Source organism: Streptomyces sp. NPDC002580, assembly GCF_042889485.1.
Classification (GTDB): Bacteria; Actinomycetota; Actinomycetes; order Streptomycetales; family Streptomycetaceae; genus Streptomyces.
Window position 1 is genome coordinate 517504 of record NZ_JBIAQZ010000004.1, and the last position, 20760, is coordinate 538263.

At 72.2% G+C, this 20760-nt stretch carries 22 protein-coding genes; 11 read left to right on the plus strand and 11 right to left on the minus strand.

Annotation, left to right across the window (positions count from 1 at the left end; translation table 11 throughout):
- Window positions 1–59 precede the first annotated feature (59 nt).
- The 3 genes from ACFYW7_RS16320 to ACFYW7_RS16330 all read left to right on the plus strand — a co-directional run bounded on the left by ACFYW7_RS16320 (window position 60) and on the right by ACFYW7_RS16330 (window position 2558).
- Entirely contained in the window at window positions 60–734 is a 675-nt protein-coding gene (locus tag ACFYW7_RS16320; RefSeq protein ID WP_389502502.1) for a DUF6230 family protein, read from the plus strand.
- Complete coding sequence (locus ACFYW7_RS16325) at window positions 734–1147, plus strand: DUF6114 domain-containing protein (RefSeq protein ID WP_389502505.1); 414 nt, start codon at window positions 734–736, stop codon at window positions 1145–1147. The genes ACFYW7_RS16320 and ACFYW7_RS16325 overlap by 1 nt, the downstream gene beginning before the upstream one ends.
- Before the next feature lie 166 nt (window positions 1148–1313).
- Window positions 1314–2558 carry a cytochrome P450 gene (locus tag ACFYW7_RS16330; RefSeq protein ID WP_389502507.1) on the plus strand — a complete coding sequence of 415 codons (1245 nt, stop codon included), beginning with the start codon at window positions 1314–1316 and terminating at the stop codon, window positions 2556–2558.
- A 407-nt stretch (window positions 2559–2965) separates the two neighbouring features.
- On the opposite strand, the gene ACFYW7_RS16335 is transcribed toward ACFYW7_RS16330, so the two are convergent.
- Genes ACFYW7_RS16335 through ACFYW7_RS16355 form a run of 5 tightly spaced genes read right to left on the minus strand, consistent with a single transcriptional unit; the run spans window position 2966 to window position 7316 of the window.
- The gene (locus tag ACFYW7_RS16335) at window positions 2966–4306 is read right to left on the minus strand and encodes a cytochrome P450 (RefSeq protein ID WP_389502510.1); all 1341 of its coding nucleotides are present in this window, start codon (window positions 4304–4306) and stop codon (window positions 2966–2968) included.
- Window positions 4303–4905 carry an ATP/GTP-binding protein gene (locus ACFYW7_RS16340; RefSeq protein ID WP_389502512.1) on the minus strand — a complete coding sequence of 201 codons (603 nt, stop codon included), beginning with the start codon at window positions 4903–4905 and terminating at the stop codon, window positions 4303–4305. The genes ACFYW7_RS16335 and ACFYW7_RS16340 overlap by 4 nt, the downstream gene beginning before the upstream one ends.
- On the minus strand, window positions 4883–5245 hold the full coding sequence (locus ACFYW7_RS16345; RefSeq protein ID WP_389502514.1) for a DUF742 domain-containing protein: 363 nt from the start codon (window positions 5243–5245) through the stop codon (window positions 4883–4885). The genes ACFYW7_RS16340 and ACFYW7_RS16345 overlap by 23 nt, the downstream gene beginning before the upstream one ends.
- Window positions 5242–5655, minus strand: coding sequence for a roadblock/LC7 domain-containing protein (locus tag ACFYW7_RS16350; RefSeq protein WP_389502516.1), 414 nt, complete (start codon window positions 5653–5655; stop codon window positions 5242–5244). The genes ACFYW7_RS16345 and ACFYW7_RS16350 overlap by 4 nt, the downstream gene beginning before the upstream one ends.
- Entirely contained in the window at window positions 5652–7316 is a 1665-nt protein-coding gene (locus ACFYW7_RS16355; protein WP_389502518.1) for an ATP-binding protein, read from the minus strand. The genes ACFYW7_RS16350 and ACFYW7_RS16355 overlap by 4 nt, the downstream gene beginning before the upstream one ends.
- Before the next feature lie 261 nt (window positions 7317–7577).
- Here ACFYW7_RS16355 and ACFYW7_RS16360 point away from each other — a divergent pair, with 261 nt between their 5' ends.
- A complete protein-coding gene (locus ACFYW7_RS16360) occupies window positions 7578–8495 on the plus strand; it encodes a helix-turn-helix domain-containing protein (RefSeq protein ID WP_389502520.1) in 918 nt (305 codons plus the stop codon).
- On the opposite strand, the gene ACFYW7_RS16365 is transcribed toward ACFYW7_RS16360, so the two are convergent.
- From ACFYW7_RS16365 to ACFYW7_RS16385, 5 genes are all read right to left on the minus strand, one after another.
- Entirely contained in the window at window positions 8492–9865 is a 1374-nt protein-coding gene (locus ACFYW7_RS16365) for a YhgE/Pip domain-containing protein (protein WP_389502522.1), read from the minus strand. The two genes, ACFYW7_RS16360 and ACFYW7_RS16365, sit on opposite strands and share 4 nt — an antisense overlap.
- Window positions 9866–10221: 356 nt before the next feature.
- Window positions 10222–10629 carry a peptide-methionine (R)-S-oxide reductase MsrB gene (gene msrB, locus ACFYW7_RS16370; protein ID WP_389502747.1) on the minus strand — a complete coding sequence of 136 codons (408 nt, stop codon included), beginning with the start codon at window positions 10627–10629 and terminating at the stop codon, window positions 10222–10224.
- Window positions 10630–10675: 46 nt separating this feature from the next.
- Entirely contained in the window at window positions 10676–12064 is a 1389-nt protein-coding gene (gene murC, locus ACFYW7_RS16375) for a UDP-N-acetylmuramate--L-alanine ligase (protein WP_389502524.1), read from the minus strand.
- A gap of 282 nt (window positions 12065–12346) precedes the next feature.
- Complete coding sequence (locus ACFYW7_RS16380; RefSeq protein ID WP_389502749.1) at window positions 12347–12802, minus strand: indole-3-glycerol phosphate synthase; 456 nt, start codon at window positions 12800–12802, stop codon at window positions 12347–12349.
- Between the two features lie 151 nt (window positions 12803–12953).
- Window positions 12954–13757, minus strand: coding sequence for a pyrimidine reductase family protein (locus tag ACFYW7_RS16385; protein ID WP_389502526.1), 804 nt, complete (start codon window positions 13755–13757; stop codon window positions 12954–12956).
- Between ACFYW7_RS16385 and zapE the strand changes: the two genes are divergently transcribed.
- The 5 genes from zapE to ACFYW7_RS16410 all read left to right on the plus strand — a co-directional run bounded on the left by zapE (window position 13756) and on the right by ACFYW7_RS16410 (window position 18566).
- On the plus strand, window positions 13756–14901 hold the full coding sequence (gene zapE, locus ACFYW7_RS16390; protein WP_389502528.1) for a cell division protein ZapE: 1146 nt from the start codon (window positions 13756–13758) through the stop codon (window positions 14899–14901). The genes ACFYW7_RS16385 and zapE overlap by 2 nt on opposite strands.
- Before the next feature lie 244 nt (window positions 14902–15145).
- The gene (locus ACFYW7_RS16395; protein ID WP_389502530.1) at window positions 15146–16240 is read left to right on the plus strand and encodes a slipin family protein; all 1095 of its coding nucleotides are present in this window, start codon (window positions 15146–15148) and stop codon (window positions 16238–16240) included.
- A 71-nt stretch (window positions 16241–16311) separates the two neighbouring features.
- Window positions 16312–17172 carry a polysaccharide deacetylase family protein gene (locus ACFYW7_RS16400; RefSeq protein ID WP_389502532.1) on the plus strand — a complete coding sequence of 287 codons (861 nt, stop codon included), beginning with the start codon at window positions 16312–16314 and terminating at the stop codon, window positions 17170–17172.
- Between the two features lie 133 nt (window positions 17173–17305).
- The gene (locus tag ACFYW7_RS16405) at window positions 17306–17509 is read left to right on the plus strand and encodes a hypothetical protein (RefSeq protein WP_389502534.1); all 204 of its coding nucleotides are present in this window, start codon (window positions 17306–17308) and stop codon (window positions 17507–17509) included.
- Window positions 17510–17816: 307 nt separating this feature from the next.
- Window positions 17817–18566: a peptidyl-tRNA hydrolase gene (locus tag ACFYW7_RS16410; RefSeq protein ID WP_389502536.1), complete on the plus strand. Its 750-nt coding sequence runs from the start codon at window positions 17817–17819 to the stop codon at window positions 18564–18566.
- Window positions 18567–18665: 99 nt separating this feature from the next.
- Here the strand turns inward: ACFYW7_RS16410 and ACFYW7_RS16415 are convergent, their stop codons facing one another.
- Entirely contained in the window at window positions 18666–19139 is a 474-nt protein-coding gene (locus ACFYW7_RS16415; protein ID WP_389502538.1) for a hypothetical protein, read from the minus strand.
- 290 nt (window positions 19140–19429) lie between these two features.
- Between ACFYW7_RS16415 and ACFYW7_RS16420 the strand changes: the two genes are divergently transcribed.
- Window positions 19430–19681 carry a DUF397 domain-containing protein gene (locus ACFYW7_RS16420; RefSeq protein ID WP_389502751.1) on the plus strand — a complete coding sequence of 84 codons (252 nt, stop codon included), beginning with the start codon at window positions 19430–19432 and terminating at the stop codon, window positions 19679–19681.
- A gap of 98 nt (window positions 19682–19779) precedes the next feature.
- On the plus strand, window positions 19780–20703 hold the full coding sequence (locus tag ACFYW7_RS16425; protein ID WP_389502540.1) for a helix-turn-helix domain-containing protein: 924 nt from the start codon (window positions 19780–19782) through the stop codon (window positions 20701–20703).
- The last annotated feature ends 57 nt before the right edge of the window (window positions 20704–20760 follow it).

The window sequence follows — 20760 nt, forward strand, 5'->3', positions numbered from 1 at the left end:
GCGCCAGGACAACGCACCACTGGAGCCCAACCCGCATCGAACGTGCCCAGGGAGCAGACATGGCCTCGTCCCCCGACGCCTCGGCGTCCAACGGCTTAACACCCGAGAACCCGGAAAGCGGTTCAGCCCCCGTCGAGCCGGAAAGGCGCGGCCGGGTCCGGCTGCGCCGGGCCGCCGTGATGGCGCTGCCGGCCACCGCGGTCGCCGCGGGCCTGATGGTGCTCACCGCCCAGGGCGCCCTCGGTGTCCAGTTCGCCATCTCCGGAATGGCGTTCACGGTCACCGCCACCGAGCTGAACGGCACCGGGTTCGAGCAGTTCGGCGGCCTCGACAACATGGCGGAGGACAGCCCGAACGCCGGTGACACGGGCGGCCAGGTCCTCATCGTCACCTCCGCGATCAGGAACGCGACGCTCGACCACCTCTGTCAGAGCGTCGACCTCGGCGGCACGAACCTGCTCATCACGGCGGGTACGGGAGCGAACAAGGTGCAGGCCAGCCACCTGACCACCGACTCCACGGAGCTGTCCGGCGACGCCTCCTTCGACAACATCGAGATCGGCAACGACGCCAGCACCCTCGACAAGGCAGGCGTCCAGGGTCCCAAGGGCGTGTTCAGCCAGCAGGCCGACACCGTACGCATCGCGAACCTGCGTCAGACCAACTACGCGACGACCGCTGCCGTGTTCAAGCTCCCCGGCCTCAAGTTGCGGTTCAGCGAACAGGGTTGCTGATGAGCTCCGATCTCCACACGGACGACTCCAGGAGCCTGAAGGACGGTTTCCGGCAGTGGCGCGCGCACCGCCCCTTCTGGGGCGGGCTGCTGCTCACCCTGGGAGGAGCGGAGATCCTGTTCACCGAGAAGGCGTCGCTGAAGGTCGTCATCCACATCGGGATGCAGGGCCTGGCGGGCTACCTGCTCCCCGTCGTCATGCTGCTGTGCGGCCTGCTGATCCTGTTCAACCCCACCCAGCGGCTGTTCTACTCCCTGCTGGGCATCCTGGTGTCCCTGGGCACCTGGGTCACCTCCAACCTCGGAGGCTTCTTCGTCGGCCTGCTCCTGGGGGCCGTCGGCAGCTGCCTCGCCTTCGGCTGGCTGCCCGACCAGGAGCCGCGCAGGCGGCGGCTGCGCCGCGGCCACGCCTGAGACCGGCAACGCGGAACGGCACGGGATCCCTCGGCGACTTGCCTGTACGCGCAGGGAAGTTGGCGTCGCACGCAACCGGCTCCGGGCGCGCCCCGAGGGACCCCGGTGATCGCGTAGCGTGACGCGGCGTACACGGAATCGGGGTTCGGCTGCCGGGAGGTTCCTGATGAGTGATCCACGTCCCTTGGTCATCGACGCGACCGGACGCGACATCCACGAAGAGGCCGTCCGGATCCGCGAGCGCGGACCGCTGGCCCGGGTGGAGCTTCCCGGTGGCGTGGCGGCCTGGGCGGTGAGCGGTCACGAGCTGCTGAAGCGGCTGCTCACCGATTCCCGGGTGTCCAAGGACGCCCGGCAGCACTGGCCCCTGCTGGCGAGCGGCGCGATCACTCCCGAGTGGCCGCTGTTCACCTGGGTGGCCGTGCAGAACATGTTCACCGCGTACGGCGGTGAGCACCGGCGGCTGCGCTCGCTGGTCTCCAAGGCCTTCACCGCCCGCCGCACGGCCGCGCTCCAGCCGCGCGTCGAGGAGATCACCCGGCGGTTGCTGGACCGCGTGGAGGAGGCGGGGCGCGGCTTCCAGGTCGTCGACCTGCGCGAGGAGCTCTGTTACCCGCTGCCGATCCAGGTGATCAGCGATCTGTTCGGACTGCCCGAGGAGCGGGGCCCCGAGCTGCGGCGGCTGGTCGACCGCATCTTCGACACCTCCGCCGACCCGGGCGAGATGACGGCCGCCTACGAGCGGATGTACGCCGTCCTCGCCGAACTCGTCGCCGACAAGCGGGAGTCGCCCGGTGACGATCTGACCTCCGGACTCATCGCGGCCCGCGACGAGGAGGACGGCACCCGGCTCAGCGAACAGGAACTGCTGGACACCCTGGTCCTGATGGTCAGCGCCGGTCACGAGACGACGGTCAACCTCATCGACAACGCGGTGCACGCCCTGCTCACCCGGCCCGAGCAGCTCGAGCACGTCCGGGAGGGCCGCGCCACCTGGGACGACGTGATCGAGGAGACCCTGCGGGCGGACGCGCCGGTCGCGAGCCTGCCGCTGCGCTACGCCGTCGAGGACATCGTCCTCTCCGAACTCGGCGGCCCCGACGGGATCGTGATCACGAAGGGCGAGGCGATCCTCGCGGCGTACGCCGCCGCCGGGCGCGATCCCGAGCGCCACGGGAAGGACGCCGACCTGTTCGACGTCACCCGTCCCGACAAGGAGCACCTCGCCTTCGGCCACGGTGTGCACCGCTGCCTGGGGGCCCCGCTGGGCCGACTGGAGGCCCGGATCGCGCTCCCGGCCCTGTTCGAGAGGTTCCCGGGCCTACGACTCGCGGTTCCCGAGGAGGAGTTGAGCCCGGTGGACTCCTTCATCTCCAACGGCCACCGTTCCCTGCCCGTCCGCGTCTCCTAGGGCGGGTTTCGAAGGAGCATCGTCCGCCCGGAGGGCGGGGCTCGCGGCGTCCGGTGCGGTGCGTCGCAAGGCGGAGGGCCGCCCGCGTACCGGGCGCACTCGGGCGATCCCGACAACGCGGCGAGGTGCCGTGCCAGGCGTCGCGAGCCGGACGGGACGTTCGAAACACGCCCTGGATCCCGCCGTCGCGTTCCCGCCGTCGCGCGGGGGCGGTCCGGTGGCGTCGGGCGTGTGCTCCGGGCGTACCGGGGCAGGCCTGCTCACTGGACGCGCTCGGTCCGGGCCTGGTGCGGGCCTGGTCCGGGCCTGGTGCGGCAAGTGAAGCGTGCCGGGGGTCGCCACAGGGCGGTACCCGGCCGGCCCGGCACCGAGGCCGGCCTTCGCGCCGCCGGGAGCCCGGCGGCCGGTCACTCGCCGCGCCACCAGGCCGACAGCCGTGCCCAGCCGCCCGTCGGGCGGTCGGGCGCCGGGGCCGGTGGCCCGGCCGGGGGCTCCGGAAGGGTCGGGGCCTGCGGCCGTGTCCCGCCCTTCGGCCGTCCGGCCACCGGGACGGGCGGGAAGCTCACCGGCAGCGCGACGAGTGCCCGGTGGAACGGGCCGGGACGCCACTCCAACCGCTCGACGGAGTCCTTCAGTTCGACGTCCGGGACACGGTCGAGGAGCTTCTCGACCGCGACGGCCGCGATCAGTCGCGCCGGGCCCTGCGCCGGGCAGTTGTGCGGACCCGCGCTCCAGGCCAGGTGAGCGCGGTTGCCCGTACGTCGATCACCCGTGAGGGCCGGATCCGTGTTGGCGGCGGCGAGGCTCACCACCAGCGGATGGCCCGCGCGGAGCGGCGTTCCCCCGTACTCGACGTCGTGCCGCGGGTAGTGCACGGCGTAGTTGGCGATCGGCGGGTCGGTCCAGAGGACCTCGTCGAGGGCGTCCTCCACCGGCAGGCTGCCGCCGGACAGGTCCCCCGCGAAGCGGTCGTCCGACAGCAGCAGCCGCAGACCGTTCGCGATCAGGTTCTGCTGCGGTTCGGTACCGGCGCCCATCAGGACGACCAGGGTGTGGACCATCTCCTCGTCCGTGAGCGCGGCCGGGTGCTCCATCAGCCAGGACGTCACGTCCGGCCCGGGACACCGCCGTTTCAGCGCGACCAGGTCGATCAGGGTGGTGGTGAGCAGTTCGTTCGCCCGCTCGGCGTCCACCCCGTCGAAGATCCCGGACATCCCTTCCACCAGCCGGACCCCGTGACCGGCCGGACAGCCGAAGAGATGGTTGAAGACGAGCAGCGGCAGCACCTGGGCGTACTCGCCGAGCAGATCCGCGGTGCCGAGCGGAGCGAACCGGTCGATGAGGGTGTCGGCGCCGCGCTCGACGTAGCCGCGCAGGACGCCGGGCCCGACGCGGGCGAGGCTGTCGGTGATGGCACCCCGCAGCCGCACGTGCTCCTCGCCGTCGCTGAACAGGGCGTTGGGCCGGTACATCATCATCGGGACGACCGGGCTGTCCATCGGCACCGTGCCGTCGGCCAGGTCGTTCCAGCGCCGCGGGTCCTTGGAGAAGGTCTCCGGGCTCCGCAGGACGTGCAGGGCGGCGTCGTACCCGATGACGAGGGTGGCCCGGACGCCGGGCGCGAGTTCGACGGGAGCGGTCGGTCCGGCCTCCCGCAGCCGCCGGTAGACGGCGGCGGGATCGGTCGCGAACTCCGTTCCGTGCAAAGACTGGTGGGCCGGGCAGCCGGGGGGCGGTACGGCGCTCACGCGTGCTCCAGTTCGCCGGTTCGGGTCAGCAGGTGTGCGACGAGGGCGATCAGCGCCTCGGTGGAGGAGACCCGGTCGCGGGCGTCGCAGCGTACGAGCGGGGTGGAGGGCAGCAGGTCGAGAGCCTCGCGCACCTCGTCGAGTCCGTGCGCCGGCCCGTCGCCGAAGTCGTTCAGGGCGACGGCGTACGGGAGGCCCGTCTCCTCCAGCACGCCCATGACGTCGAAGGACCGGTCCAGGCGCCGGGGGTCCGCGAGGACGAGGGCGCCGAGCGCGCCGCGCGTCATGTCCTGCCAGAGCTCGGTGAAGCGCTGCTGCCCCGGGGTGCCGAACAGATAGAGCACCAGGCTGTCGTCGAGGGTGAGGCGGCCGAAGTCGAGGGCGACCGTCGTGGTGCTCTTGTCCCGGGTACCGGCCAAGTCGTCGACGAGCGCGCCCGCTTCACTGAGGATCTCCTCGGTGCGCAGCGGCCTGATCTCGGACAGCGTCCCGACGAACGTGGTCTTGCCGACCGCGAAGTGGCCGACGACCAGCAGCTTGACGGCCGTCCGTACGCCGTCGGGCAGATGGACGGGCTCAGAGGCGGGAGCGAAGTCCATCGAGCACCTCCTGGAGGACGCGGGCGTCGAACGGTCCGGCGGAGGGGATCGGCGCGCGGGTGAGCAGGTGGCCGCTGTCCATCAGGTCGGCGACCAGCACCTTGGTGACACTGACCGGCAGTCCCAGATGGCTCGCCACCTCGGCCACCGACAGCGCCCCCGGCCCGCACAGCTCCGTCAGGCGCCGCTTCTCGGGGCTGAGCCCGGTGAGCGGCGGGCCCGCGGCGGCGATCAGCAGGGTGACGAGGTCGAGGGTGTTGCGCGACGGGTGGGAGCGGCCGTCCGTGACGACGTACGACCGCACCAGCCGCTCCCCCGGACGGCGCCTCGGCGGCGTCATGCCGGGCTGCCGGTGTCCTGCCGTGCCGGGCTGGTCAGCTCCTTGCCGAGCCGGTCGACCAGCTTGTGCATGCGGTAGGTGACCGCCTCCATGTCCACGTCCGCGGTCGTGGACACCGCGAGGTGCGCGCCCTCGCCCGCGGCGACGAGGAAGACGTAGCCGTGCGCGAACTCGATCAGGGTCTGCCGCCACGGCGTGTTCGCGGTGCCGCAGAACTCGGCCGTGCTGCGGCTGATCGACTGCACCCCGGACAGGCCTGCGGCCAGCCGTTCGGCGTCGTCCCGGCCGATGTCCGCGGAGTGGGCCCGGAGCATGCCGTCGGCGGACAGCAGGATCGCGTGCCGCGCTTCCGGCACCTTCAGGACCTCGTCGAGCATCCATCCCAGCTCGTTGGTCTTGGGCGCGGTCATCCCGGTGTGTTCCCTTCGTTCTCGTGGGGTGTTGCGTACGACGTCACGGGGGCGTCCGTCGACGGCCCAGCCGCTTCCGGCGGCGCCTCGGGGCAGTCCGTGGCGGCCACGGGAGCGTCCGTCGGCGACCCGAGTGGCTCCGGCGGCGCGGCGGCGATCCTCACGGACGCAGGGGACGCGGTGGGCGGCGCGGGGGTGTCCGTCGGCTCGGAGCGCTGCGGCCCGCCGGGGGCGCGGGGCGGCAGCGGCGGGTCCGGCGTGCCGGTGGTGTCCCGCGCCGCGCGGCCGAAACGGGTGCCTCGCGCGAATGCGCCCATGCGCCGGGCGTTCTCCTCGGCCGACCGCGCGCTGACGTCCTCGGCGGGTACGGCGGGCGCCGTGGGTACGACGGCGGACCGGTCGCCGGGGACCGGCTGCCGATCGCGGCGGCGCCGTCTGGGCAGACCACCGGCCGTCGTCGCCTCGACCGGCTCGGCCGCACGGAGCGTCGGCCGGCCGGGGTCGGCGGACTCCCCGGCCCCGGGCCGCGCGGCCCGCCCGGCCGTCCGCGGGACCTCGGTCCGCGCGGCCTCGTCCCGCGCCGGCACCCCGGGCGCCGCGGCGACATGGGTGAGCAGCGCGGCCGGAAGGAACACCACGGCGCGGACACCGCCGTACGGGGACCGTGTGTCCACCGAGACGCTGAACCCGTACCGGGCGGCGAGCACGCCGACGACGGCGAACCCGAACTGGGGCGGATCGTCGAGCCGTGTCACGTCCACCGCGTCACGGCCGGTCAGCAGGGCGGCGGCCCGCTCGGTCGCGGGGCCGTCCATGCCGACGCCCGCGTCGTCGATGACCACGCAGGCTCCGTTGTGCACGACCTGGACGGCGACCTCGACCGTGGTGCTGGGCTGCGAGTGGCGTGCGGCGTTGTCCAGCAGTTCCGCGACGGCGAGGACCACGGGTTCGACCACGCGGCTCCGCACGGCGATGTCGGCCTGCCCGTTGACCCGGACGCGGCGGTAGTCGCGCACCCGGGAGGTCGCGCCGCGCACCACCTCGATCAGGGCGGAGGTGCTGCGCTGCCGACCGGGCCAGGAGCCGCACAGGACGGCGATCGCCTGGGCGCGACGGCCGAACTGGGCGTTGGTGTGGTCGATCTCGAGAAGGTCGCGCAGCACGTCGGGGTGATCGTGCCGGTCCTGCATCTCGGCGATGGACACCTGCTGCTCGTTGGCCAGGGCCTGGATCGAACGCATCGACGCCTTGAGGGCGGACTTCGCGGACCGGTCGGCGCGCTCCTGCGCGTGTTCCACCGCTTCCGAGAAGCGGTGGAGGACGGTGTCGAGGCACCGCGCGAAGTCCGTGTCGGCCAGCCGCGCGTCGAACGGGCCCGCGGCGGACGCACCGGAACCGGTGGCGGTGGATCCGGCAGCCGTGGATCCGGTGGCGGGGGGCCGGGTCGCCCGGTGCGGGCGCGGGGTGTCCTCCAGGGCGGGAAGGCGGACCGCGACCACGCGGCGCAGCTCCTCGTCGCGGGCCAGCAGATCGTCCGCGAGCGTGGCGGCCCGTCGGCGTTGCCGGGTGGTGATCCCGCGCTGGCGCAGCAGCAGCACAGTGACCGTGAGCAGTCCGGCGGCCAGGCACCAGGACGCGGCCTCCGGTATCCGTTCGGTCATGGTCCTCGAGTCCTCGTAGGCGGAGACGCGTTGCCGGGGTGGGAGCGGGAAGAGTGAGGGATGGTGCGCGAGGGGGCGCGGCGCATGACGGTAGCGGCGCCCGGGCTCTTTCCGCTTGCCCCGGCGCGCAAGGAAGTTGCCGTCATGCGCACCGACCGTGTGCACTAGGCTGACTCCGCGTAACTACCCTCTGACGCAAGGGAGTTGATGTTGTCGTCGCCTGCGGGAAGCTATCGGGTGGGGCGCGGTACGACGGGGGCGGTGGAACCCTGGGAGCGGACCGGCTTCTGGAGCGAGCAGGTCGGGTCCTGCCAGTCCCGGATGGGGTACCGGTACGGGCGCACCGACGACTTCCGCGGGGAGACGGTCCGTCAGCGCACCGAGACCTATCAGCTGGTCAGGTTCCGGTCCGACGAGATCGAGTACAGCAGGACCGCCACGCACGTGCGCGAGGACCCCGACGAGGACTACCGGTTACTGCTTCCGCTGACCGGGGAGATCGTCCTGCGTCAGAACGGCAACGAGGCGCGGCTGACCCCGGGCACGGGCACGCTCGTCACCTTCGGGGCCCCCTTCGAGTGCCTCCAGGCGGCCTCCACCCAGGCGTTCGTCCTCACGATCCCCGCCCGCGAGGTGGACGGACGGGTGAACCGCGGATCCGCGTCGGCCACCGGGCTCGATCTGAGCAGGGGCCTCGGCCGCGTCGTCCGTTCGATGCTCGACGGGCTGTACGCGGAGCGCGACGATCTCACCGACTGCCAGTTCAACGCCGTCTCCGACCGCGTGGTCGAGCTGCTGTGCATGCTCGCCTCCGGCGACGACCGGCCCGACGGCGCCCGCCACCTGACCGACGTGGAGACCGTGGTCCGCCGCCACGTCCGGGAGAACGCGGCCGACCCCGGCCTCACCGGTACGTCCATGGCCCGCGCCCTCGGCTGGTCACTGCGCCAGATCCAGCTGGCCCTCCAGCACGCGGGCACCACCCCCCGCGAGCTGATCCGCGAGGAGCGCCTGCGCCTGGTCCGCGAACGCCTCCGGCGCGGCGACTGCGAGCACCTGACCATCACCGACCTGGCCTACGCCTCGGGGTTCTCGTCCGCGAGCGCCCTGAGCACCGCGTTCCGCCAGCGTTTCGGGGTGAGCCCCCGCGAGATGCGCAACGCCACCCGCGCGGCTTAGGCGTTCCGGCCGGAGGGAGCGGGCTGCGGGGTCAGCCGGGACAGTCCCTTGCGGTCGTAGTAACGGGTCATCGCGAAACCGAAGATCAGGGCGAGCACGGCGCCGACGCCGATCATGCGCCAGGCCCGGTCGAGGCCGGCGTCGGCCCGCGCGTCGAAGAAGAGGATCGCCCGCACCCCGTCGCTCAGTTGACGCATGGGCTCGAAGACGGACAGGAAACGGTAGAAGCCGGGGACGGCCTGGAGCGGGACGGTGGCGCCCGAGGACGGCAGGCCCAGCACGATGAACACGAACATGGACACGAGCTGTCCGATCCCGCCGAAGGCCGCGTTGATCGCCTGGACTCCCAGCCCGACGGCGAGGCTCGCGCAGTAGGAGTAGATCCACAGCAGGGGCAGGTGCGTGGCGTCCATGCCGAGGATCGCGACGGTGGCCAGCATGACCAGGGAGACCGTGAGCACGGTGATCCCGGCGGTCATGACCATCTTCAGGAGCAGGGTCTGGGTGCGGTCGATCGGCACGGTCGGACGACGGGTGTGCCAGGGGCCGATCTCGTTGTCGGCGTAGCCGAGGGCCGTGTCGACGCCGGTGCTGATGAGGTTGCCGCCGAGGAACCCGGCCAGCACCAGGAGCAGGGTGTAGTAGAACGCGCTCAGTCCGAGACCGCTGTCGGAGCCGATGGGGTGCCCGACCCGGGTCACGACCTGAACGGGGTCGGCCAGGAGCAGCCGCGTGGTGGAGTCCGCCCGCGCGGTCGCGGAGGACGCCGTCAGCTGCTTGCCGATGGTCGCGGAGGCCTGCTCGGCGGCCGTCGTGGTGATCCGGCTCGCGAGGGACGAACCGAGGCTGCCCATGCCGGGGTTGGTCAGCACCGTCATGGTGGGCCGGGCCGTGGCGTTCGCTGTGGTCAGCGCGGCGATGGAGTCGGTGAAGTCCTCGGGGACGACCAGGGCGCCGTAGATCTTGCCCGAGGCGAGCTGGTCCGCCGCCTGCGCGCGGGTGAGCCTGCGCCAGTCGACCGTGCCGGAGGTGCCGCCGGTGACGGCCGCGGCGACCTGGGTTCCGACGTTCTGGCTCTGCCCCGGGAGCGGCTTGCCCGTGTCCGCGTCGACCAGCCCGATCGGCAGGTCGGCGAGATGCCGGTTCGGGTTGACGATGCCGCCCATGTAGAGCAGCGACAGCAACAGCGCGAGCAGCCCCGTCAGCACGGTGGGAACCAGCCACAGTTTCGGCTTGCGCAGGAGCGCGCCGGCCCGGGCCGGTCCGGGTACGCCGCCGCGGTCACCCGGGCCGGCCTGCGCGTCTCCCCGGCCGTCGCTGCCCGTGGGGTCCCCGTCGTCGGCGGCGGACGAATTGCTGTCGGCGTCCATGGTTCTCCGTAGGTTCCGGGCGGCACGGGAGCGGTCTGGGCGCGCGGCCCCCGGCCGGGGAGTCCGGGGCCGCACGTCAGGCCAGGATCGGGGGTGCGCCGTCGTCCCGGACGACGACTCGCCGAAACCCCGACCTCGGCACCCGTCTTCCCACCGAGGACCCCACGCCGGCCCTGGCGACCGGCCTGTACGACCGCGCCGTACAACCACTCCGGACGGCCACTCTTATGGACCAGGCCGCGCCGTACGACCAGGCCGTGCGACGGCGCCGGCACGGGAACACGCGTCGGTCATGGAAGAGCGCGGGCTCGTGTCCTCCAGGGACTCGAACCCGCGCTCGGACGTTCCGGCCCCGCTCAGCCCTCGTCCGGCGCCAACCGCAGCGAGATCGAGTTGATGCAGTACCGCTGGTCCGTCGGGGTCGCGTAACCCTCACCCTCGAACACGTGACCGAGGTGCGATCCGCAGCGGGCGCAGCGCACCTCGGTCCGCACCATCCCGTGGGAGCGGTCCTGGATCAGCTCGACGGCGTCGGAGTCCTTCGGGTCGTAGAAGGACGGCCAGCCGCAGTGCGACTCGAACTTCTCCGTGGAGGTGAAGAGTTCGGCGCCGCAGGCTCGGCAGGAGTAGACGCCGGTCGTCTTGGTGTCCGTGTACTCACCGGTGAAGGCGGGCTCGGTGCCCGCCTTGCGCAGCACCGTGTACTCGGCCGGGGTCAGCTCCGCGCGCCACTGCTCGTCCGGCTTCTCGATGTCGTACGACATGCTGTTCAACCCCTCACGATCAAGGAGGCCCGCTGGGGGCCGACGACTACGCGGACAGGCGGGCGAGGATCTCCGGTCCGAGATCCGTCACGTCGCCCGCGCCCATGGTGAGAACGAGATCACCGGGCTTCGTCATTCCCGCGACGACGGACGGCACCTCGGCCTTGTCGTGGACGGGTGTCACCTCCGCGCCCGCCACCCGGGCGGCCTGGAGGATCAGCTCGCTGGTGACACCGGGGATCGGGTCCTCACGGGCCGGGTAGATGTCCAGGACGACCGAGGCGTCCGCCAGTGCCAGGGCCTCGCCCATCTCCTTGCCCAGCTCCTGGGTGCGGGAGAACAGGTGGGGCTGGAAGACCACGAGGATGCGGCCCGAGGTCCCGGCGCGCATGGCCTCCAGGTCGGCCGTCATCTCGGTCGGGTGGTGCGCGTACGAGTCGATGACCTGGACGCCGGCCGCCTCGCCCTTCAGCTGGAGGCGGCGCTTCACGCCGGTGTAGGAGGCGAGCGCGGGGGCCAGCTCGGTCGCCGGGATGCCCAGGGCGACACCCGCCGCCAGCGCCGCCACCGCGTTGTGCGCGTAGTGGCGGCCGGGGACCGAGACCGTGAAGGTCAGTTCGGCGCCGTCCAGCAGGACCGTCACCTCGCTCTTGAGTCCCTGCGGGACCACGGAGAGCACCCGGACGTCCGCGTCGGCGGCGTCGCCGTACGTCACCACGCGCACGTCACGGTCCGTGACCCGGCGCGTCAGCTCGCGAGCGCCCTCGTGGTCGGCCGAGACCACCAGCGTGCCGCCCTCGGCGACGCGGTCCACGAACGTCTCGAAGGACTCGTAGATCTCTTCCATGGACGCGTAGTTGGCGTGGTGGTCGAGTTCGACGTTGAGGATGATCGCGACCTCGGGCGCGTACTTGTGGAAGCTGCGGTCCGACTCGTCGGCCTCGGCGACGAAGATCTCGCCCTCGCCGTGCAGGGCGTTCGACCCGGGGGCGTCCAGGTCGCCGCCGATGGCGTACGACGGGGAGAGGCCCAGCGACGAGAGCGACACGGCCAGCATCGACGTGGTCGTCGTCTTGCCGTGGGTGCCCGCGACCGCGATCGGGCGCAGGCCGTCCATCAGACGGGCCAGGGCGTCCGAACGGTGGACGACGGGGATGCCGAGCTCGGCCGCGCGGGCGAGCTCCGGGTTGTCCGCTCGGATCGCGGAGGAGACCACGACGCAGGTGGCGTCGGAGGCGAGGTGGTCGGGCGCGTGCCCGATGTGCACCGTGGCGCCCAGCGCGCGCAGGGCCTCGGCGGTGGCGGACTCCTTGGCGTCGCTGCCCGCCACCTCGGCGCCGCGCTGCGCGAGGATCTTCGCGATGCCCGACATCCCGGCGCCGCCGATGCCGATGAAGTGCGGTCGGTCCATCGCGGTAGGAAGGCCGGGTGCCATGCGTGTATCTCCCCAAGATCCGGGACGAAGGTGGGCGCGCTCTCCCGAGGGGAACGCGCACCCAGCCTATTGGGTGCGGCGGACAGCGCCTCACGAGGGACACCGGCCGACGCGCCCGAGCACCCGCGACGGAGCAGCCGGGGCCGGGTCGTCGGCGCCCCCGCGGGAGCCTGATCCGCCGCCCCTGGGGTCCCCGGACGAGGGGCGCACGGGACGGGGGCGGCCGAGACGGAGGGACCGGGACGGAGGGGGCCCGGACGAGGGCAACCGGGACGGGGCGCCTCAGGCCTTGCTGTGCGAGAACAGCTTCAGCACGGGCACGCCCACCTTGTGACGGGCCCGGGAGGCCCAGTCGCGGTGGAAGAACTCCTCGACGTAGTGGGGGTCGGTCAGCACGATGACCTCGTCCGCCTCGACCTCGTCGACCAGGGTCTTCAGCGCGTCGAGCGGGTGGTCCTCGACGAGCCGTCCCTCGGCCGCGCTGCCGGACGCGCGCAGCGCCACCAGCGACACCTCCAGCGCCTGCTCGCCCTGGCCGGCGGCCGCCTCGCCCTCCGGCCTCCCGCCCTCGCGGGCGGCCTCGTCGATCTCGCCGAGCGCGACGTCGTCGATGGCCCGCAGCAGCCGGTCCGCCTGGTCGCCCCGTGGCTGGAGCAGCACGTGGAAGGCGACCGCCTCGTCACCGTGCAAGGTGGTGACGAACTCAACGTCGGCGGACGTCAGGGCCTTCTCGATCATCAATACGCTTGTGAACACGACAGGCGCCCTTCTCGTCCGTGGGCCGTCACGGCCCCCTGCGGAAACCATCCTGCCCCGTGACCGCACGGGTACTGCGCGATTTAGTGTGCCCCTGCGGAAGATAAACGGAACCAGCCGTTCCGACGATTCGTCAGGACCGACGGTATCGGCAGTACAGGAACCCGGCCTCTTCCAGCAACGACGCCAGTTCGAACCGCTGCGGGACCGGCATCGACGGCCCTCCGGCGATCCGCTGGGCGTCCCCCGCCGCGAGCATCGGGGCCAGCGTCAGACACAGCTCGTCCAGCACACCGGCCGCGATCCACTGGCCCAGCAGGCGGGGCCCGCCCTCGGTGAGCAGCCTCGTGTGCCCGAGCTCCCCCAGGGCCCGTACGGCGCGGGCGGGATCGACGCCCGCCCCGTCCCCGGCGATCACCACCCGCGCGCCCGCCCGCTCGGCCGCCGCGATCCGGTCCGGCGCGGCCGCGGCGCCGGTCAGCACCAGCGTGGGCACCAGTGGCGAGGTGAACAGGGGCAGCGAGAAGTCCAGGTCGAGGGCCGCCGTGACCACCGCGATCGCGGGCGCGGGCGCCTGTCCGGCGGCCTCCCGGAGCCCGGCGAAGGCCTCGCGGGCGCGGGCCGGGCGGTACCCCTCCTGCCGCACCGTCTGCGCTCCGACGACCACGACGTCGGCGAGGCCCCTCAGGACGCCGAAGATCCGCATGTCGGTGGCGCTGGAGATGGGCTGCGAGCGGCCGTCGTGGTGGGCGGCGCCGTCCAGCGTGGACACCATGTTGGCCCGCAGCCAGGGCTCGCGCACCTCGGGGTAGGCGTACGTCCGGGCCAGCTCGCCGAGCTCCCACTCTCGCTCCGTCACCTCCGTCACCTCCGCCCCGGGGGCCTCGGTGGAGGCCTGGGCTGCTGTTTCGTAGGTCACAGGGAACAGGCGTCGCATGACGTGCAGTCTGGCACGGCGCATAGAGTGGGGAACCGTGTCGTCCACCAGCACCGCCTCCGCGATCGACCCGATAGCCGAAGCGGCACCCCTGTCCCTGTGCGCCCGCGAGCCGCACGTCCCCGCCGACCGGCTCGTCGCCGAGATGGTGCCGCCGCCGCGCTTCGACTCGGTCCGCTTCGCCACGTACATCCCGGACCCGAACCAGCCCAGCCAGATCGAGGCCGTGGGCATCCTCGAAGGCTTCGCGGGCGGGCTCGGCGGGGCGCACGCCGTCGGTGCCCCCAAGCGGAGGATGTTCGGCTTCGGCAAGGCCCCGAAGGCGCCGACCGGACCCCGGGGCGTCTACCTGGACGGCGGCTACGGCGTCGGCAAGACCCACCTCCTCGCCTCCCTGTGGCACGCGACCCCGGCGGAGCCCTCGCTCAAGGCGTTCGGCACGTTCGTGGAGCTGACGAACCTGGTCGGCGCGCTCGGCTTCCAGAAGACCGTGCAGACCCTCTCCGAACACCGTCTCCTGTGCATCGACGAGTTCGAACTGGACGACCCGGGCGACACCGTCCTCGTCTCCACGCTGCTCGGCAAGCTGGTCGACGCGGGTGTCGCGCTCGCCGCCACCTCGAACACGCTCCCGGGCAAGCTCGGCGAGGGCCGGTTCGCGTCCGCCGACTTCCTGCGGGAGATCCAGGGCCTGTCCGCGCGCTTCCGCCCGCTGCGCATCGACGGCGAGGACTACCGCCACCGCGGTCTCCCCGAGGCGCCGGCCCCGTTCTCCGACGAGCAGGTCACCAAGGCCGCGTACGCCACCGACGGCGCGTCCCTCGACGACTTCCCGCACCTGCTCGACCACCTCGCCCGTGTCCACCCCAGCCGGTACGGCGCCCTGACCGACGGCATCAAGGCGGTCTGCCTCACCGACGTCCAGCCCGTCCCGGACCAGTCGACGGCGTTGCGCCTCGTCGTGCTCGCGGACCGGCTGTACGACCGCGAGGTACCGGTCCTCGCCTCCGGAATGCCCTTCGACAAGCTGTTCAGCGACGAGATGCTGAACGGCGGCTACCGCAAGAAGTACTTCCGCGCGATCTCCCGGCTGACCGCGCTCGCGCGCGACGCGAAGGGCCTCGTGGAGAGCGGGAAGGCCTAGGTACCGGCAGGTCCGGCCGACGCGGCACCCCCGGGAACGAATCGGTGAGGGTCGCGCCCGGCCGGTGAGCCCCGGCCTGATCCGCCGCAGGGCGGAGCCGACCGGCGTCGTCGGCTGCCGGCTGCCGGCTGCCGGCTGCCGTGAACGGCCGTACCCCGCCGCGGACAGACACCGGCGGGGATGCAGACACCGCGAAGTAACCTGGAGAGACCGGACATACCGGGCGGCTCGAAAGGGGGTCGTCATGATCCAGGAGATCGTCGCGGCGATAGCACTGGCCGGAACGGCCGGCGTGGTCTACGTGGCGGCCGGAGCGCGGGTCGTCAAGCAGTACGAACGCGGAGTCGTCCTGCGCCTCGGACGGCTCGCGGGCGAGGTGCGCGCCCCCGGGTTCACGATGGTCGTGCCGTTCGTGGACCGGCTGCGCAAGGTGAACATGCAGATCGTGACGCTGTCCGTGCCGGCCCAGGAGGGCATCACCCGGGACAACGTGACGGTCCGCGTCGACGCGGTCGTCTACTTCAGGGTCGTGGACGCGGCCGACGCGGTCATCAAGGTCGAGGACTACCGCTTCGCGGTCTCCCAGATGGCGCAGACGTCACTGCGCTCGATCATCGGCAAGAGCGATCTGGACGATCTGCTGTCCAACCGCGAACTGCTGAACCAGGGCATGGAGTTGATGATCGACAGTCCGGCGATCGGCTGGGGCGTGCAGATCGACCGGGTCGAGATCAAGGACGTGTCGCTGCCGGAGACGATGAAGCGGTCGATGGCCCGGCAGGCCGAGGCCGACCGGGAGCGGCGTGCCCGGATCATCAACGCGGACGCGGAGTTGCAGGCGTCCAAGAAGCTGGCCCAGGCCGCCGAGGTGATGTCGGAACAGCCGGCCGCGCTCCAACTGCGCCTGTTGCAGACGGTGGTGGCCGTCGCGGCCGAGAAGAACTCCACCCTGGTCCTGCCCTTCCCCGTGGAACTGCTCCGCTTCCTGGAACGGGCCCAGTCGGGACAGGCACCGGCCTCGGCGGAGCGCCCGTCGGCGTCGCCGCCCGTGGCGGAGCGGGAGCCCGCGGCCGAGGACGTCGACCCCACCGCACCGTCGGACCCGATCACGGCGCCGGAGCCACTCGGCCTTCCGGACGGACTCACGGGCACGGACGGTTTCACGGACACGGACGGGCTCGGACACGCGAACGGACTCGGGCCCGCGGACGGGCTCAGGATCCCGGACGCCTTCGAGGTGCCGCCCCGGTCCGGGGAGCCGAAGGAGCCCGGGGAGCCGGACGCGTCCGCGCAGCCGGAGCGGCGCGCGGACCGGCCGGGCACGACCCCAGCCGGGTGACTTCGGCGCCCTCGCGCAGGCGGCACACCGCCACGACGGCCGAATAGTCAGATTTGCCCGCATATCTTCACATGGTGATTCTTTCTGTACGGAGCATCGCCCTGACCTGTGCCCTCGGAGCCCTCGGTGCCGCGCTCGCCGCCTGTGGCGGCCCGGCGGCCCCGCAGGCGGCGCGCCGGGGACATCACGCCCCCGCCACCAGTGCCGCGCCGTCGCGGCCCCCCACGCTCGCGCCCGGCCCCGCCGGAACGACACCCGTCTTCACGAACGGGCCCCGCACCCGGGGCAGGACCGTCGCGTTGACGTTCGACGCGGACATGACCGCGGACCAGGGGGCGCGGGCGGCGGCCGGGGAGCATTTCGACAACCCGGAGCTGATCGCGACACTGCGGGCCCTGCGCGTACCCGCGACCGTGTTCATGACGGGCCGGTGGGCCGACGAGTACCCGCGGGAGGCCAGGGACATCGGACAGGACCCGCTGTTCGAGATCGCCAACCACTCGTACAGCCACTACGCCTTCACCGGGGACTGCTACGGACTGCCGACGGTGCCCGGGAACAGGATGCGCGCGGACGTGGAGCGCGCGTACACCGCCTTCCGGAAGGCGGGGGTGCGGGACGCGATGCCGTACTTCCGCTTTCCCGGCGGGTGTCACGACCGGCGGTCGCTGCGGACGTTGAGCGCGGCCGGGGTCACCGCCGTGCAGTGGGACGTGGTGAGCGGGGACGCGTTCGCCACGGACGCGGACGCCGTGGCGCGGCAGGTCCTCGACGGCGTACGGCCCGGGTCCGTCGTCGTCATGCACTGCACGCGCAGCGCGGCGCCCGCGACCGAGCGCGCCGTACGGAGGATCGTCCCGGAGCTGCGCCGGAAGGGGTTCCGGTTCGTGAAGGTGTCCGAACTGATCGGCGCGGCGGTCGGACGACCCTGAACCGGCCGGGAGCGGACCGGACGGGAGCGGCGATGGTCGGCACCGCTCCCCCTCGGCCTCCGCCGCCCCATGCGGCCTGACCGCCCGACCGCCCGACCGCCGGACGGCAGCCCGCCGCTCGTAGGCTGGCGGCATGAGCGACGACCACCGCGCGATCGACGCGGACGGGCAGGCCGACGAGTCCCACGCCCCTCACACGGCGGCGGACGACCCATCGTCGTACGCGGAGTGCGTGCTGTGCCGTGAACCCACGGAGTACCCGGAGTCACAGCGGGGGATCACGCTGTGCCCCGTGTGCGAATGGCAGGAGGCACAGCGCACCGCGTGTTCGGGCTGACCGGCACGGGACGGACCGGGACCGGATACGGCCTCACGGACCCCCGGCGTAACAGTGGCCGGATGTCGCCCTGGGATCGGCGGCCGCTCACCGGCGGACGACCGTCGACCGACACCGGAATCCGGAACCGAACGGCTGACGGCTGACGGCTGACGGTCGGCAGCCGGAGATAGGCGACTGGAGACCGGTGGCGCGACGCCGGACGGGGACGGCCGAGGACAACCGGGGTCGATCGGGAAAGGTGTCCGCAAGAGGCGCCGATGACCGCCCGTCCTGAAGGGATCTTCCGCCTGGCAGACTGGTGGGCGTGACCAGCGACCCGACCTCCGCCGACGACAGCCCGTTCCACTCCGAGCCCACCGTGCGCGACAAGGCACGGCAGTTCGTGCTGCCGCTGGTCGTGCACATCGAGAAGACCGCTCCCCCGGCGCGCACCGACGCACTGGAGACGGCGGCCCGGGCCGTGCTGACGATCCTGAGCGACGAGCGTTCGCTCGGGGACGGCGAGTGGGCGCAGGCGATGCGGGACTGGCAGGACGCCCGGATCCGCAAGGTCGTCCGGCGGGCGCGCGGAGCCGAGTGGCGGCGGGCCGAGGCACTGCCCGGCATCACGGTGACCGGAGACTCCGCCGAGGTGCGCGTCTTCCCTCCGGTGCCGCTGGACGGCTGGCCCAAGGATCTGGCGCGCCTCCAGGTGTCCGGTACGGACCTGGAGGATCCGGAGCCACCGGCCCCGGCCGATCCGGCGGCGCCCGTGCTCTGGCTCAACCCGGAGCTCGACATGTCGGCCGGCAAGACCATGGCGCAGACCGGTCACGGCGCCCAACTGGCCTGGTGGGAACTGTCGGAGAAGGAGCGGAACGCCTGGCGCGACGCCGGCTTCGCCCTCTCCGTACGGACCGCGGACCCGGTGCGCTGGCGTGAACTCACCGCCTCCGAAATTCCGTTGGTCCGCGACGCGGGCTTCACGGAGATCGCGCCCGGACTGACCGTCGCCGTCGAGGGGCACGACCGCGTCGGGACGCTGCCGGTACGGTCGGGGCACTCGCCCGACTGACAGTCGGCCGCTCCGCCCGGCTGCGGGCGACGCCGGGGCGCGGAGGTCGGCCGGGTCACGCGGACGTTCACCGCGGTCCGGGCCCTCCGGCCCGGGCCGTCAGTCGGCCAGCGTGGAGGCGAGTTCCGTGGTGGCTCGCACGAGTTCGGTGTCCGGCTCGGTGAGCAGGTGCTGGAGCGTGCCGCGGTGGGCGCGTACGGCTTGGCGCGCCTCGCGTTCCCAGCCCACGTAGTTCTCACGGCGGTTGAGGAGCTTGGGATAGGCGGCGGCCGTCCGCTCCCACTGCCGGGCGTCCGCGATGTCCTTGAGCAGCTGGATGATCTGCACGCGGCAGGTGACCTGGGGAAGTTCGGCGAGTTCCCACAGGAAGGGGACCGTGGCGGCGGTCGCCTGCTCCACGACGAACCCGAACTGGCAGATTCGTTCCCTCAGGTCCTGGAGTGCGGCCCTGGCCGTCGCCTCGTCACCCCAGGCAACGCTGTTGAGCAGGAACGGGATGGCTTGCGCCGATCCCTTGGAGTCCTTGATCTCGTCCCACGACACGTGTTCCAGGGTCCTGAGTGGTGTTGCCATTTCCGCTCCCTCCGAAGGCGTCGGACAGTCTCAGGGACACGGGCGGGCCCGACGGTCCGGCCCGGACGATCACACTCCCAAGGAGTTCCCTGATGTGACGTCAGCACCTCACGCTGGCAACGAGGTTGACGCCGCCGCTAGTATCCACCCCGACAGCGCCTTCGTGCAATTGCACGAGAAATTGCATGGAGTGGAAGGCACGGACTGCGCGAGATCCGGCCACGGCCCGCGACCGGGGGCCGGGTGCCCACGCGGTGGAACGTCAGCAAGGAGAGTGTGTGGTGCCATCAATGCCGAACGGAGTGCGGGCGAGCTCACTGGAAGCCCGTTGGATCAAGAGCAGGCACAGCAACGCCGAAGGGAACTGCGTCGAGGTGGCCGCTCTGGGCGACGGAGGCATCGCGGTTCGCAACTCCCGTGATCCCGACGGTCCGGCTCTCGTCTACACCCCCGCGGAGGCGGCCGCGTTCCTGGCCGGCGCGAAGGAGGGAGAGTTCGACCACCTGCTCCGAGAAGGCCCTGCGATCTCCGAACTCCGTTGAAACGGAAGACCAGTTGTCCACTTCTGACTCCGCATGCGGAGAAGTCCGTCCGAGTGCGATAATTTTGGCTGTCTTCTGCCGGCCGACTGGGAGTCAGGATGTCCGTCGAGTCACCCCGCGTCTCCCGCCTCGAACCGTATCTGAGCCGGGCCGAGCCCGCTCCCACTCTGCTGAAGATGCTGGTCGGCGTTCAGCTGGCGGGCGCCCGCGAGGACGCCGGCCTCTCCCAGGAACAGGCGGCACGGTCCCTGGGGTTCAGCGCGGCGAAACTCTCGCGCATCGAAGCGGGCAAGGGACGACGGCCTCCCACGGAGGGCGACGTCCGCGCGCTGCTGGAGCTGTACGGGACCGATGAGTACGAGGCGTCGGTCCTGCTGAGACTCCTGAAGCGGGCCGGCGAGCCGGGCTGGTGGCAGCGCTACGACAAGCGGTTGATGCCGGAGTGGTTCGACCGGCTGGTCGGACTCCAGGAAGCCGCCACCACCATCCGTACGTTCGAGATCCAGTACGTTCCGGGCCTGCTCCAGACCGCCGACTACACCCGGGCGGTCGTGGAGCGCGGTCTGCCGACGGCACCGGCCGGCGAGGTGCAGCGCCGGGTGGAACTCCGGATGCGCCGACGGGAACTGCTGGACCGCGCGGACGCCCCGCACCTGTGGGCGGTCGTCGACGAGTCCGTGCTGCTCCGCGTCCTGGGCAGCCGCGAGGTGATGCGCGCCCAACTGGAGCACCTCATCGAGATGGCCCAACGCCCCCACGTGATCCTGCAGTTCGTGCCGTTGGACGTCACGAACGCGTCGGCACCGGCCATCCCCGTCACGTATCTGCGTTTCGGCGGCGCCGAACTGCCCGACGTCGTCTACCTCGAGCACATCAGGAGCGCCAACTTCCTGGAGGACCGGGACGAGACGGAGGAGTACCGAGTGGTGCTGGACCGGCTCGCCGACGAAGCCCTCAGCCCCCGCGCCTCCTTGGCGCTGCTGCGCGAGACCGTCGAACAGCGTTACAGCCGGTCGCACTGACAGGCCGCGCCCCGCCGTCGCACCGGCGGGCCGCACCGCGGTGGGGGGGGGGCGGGG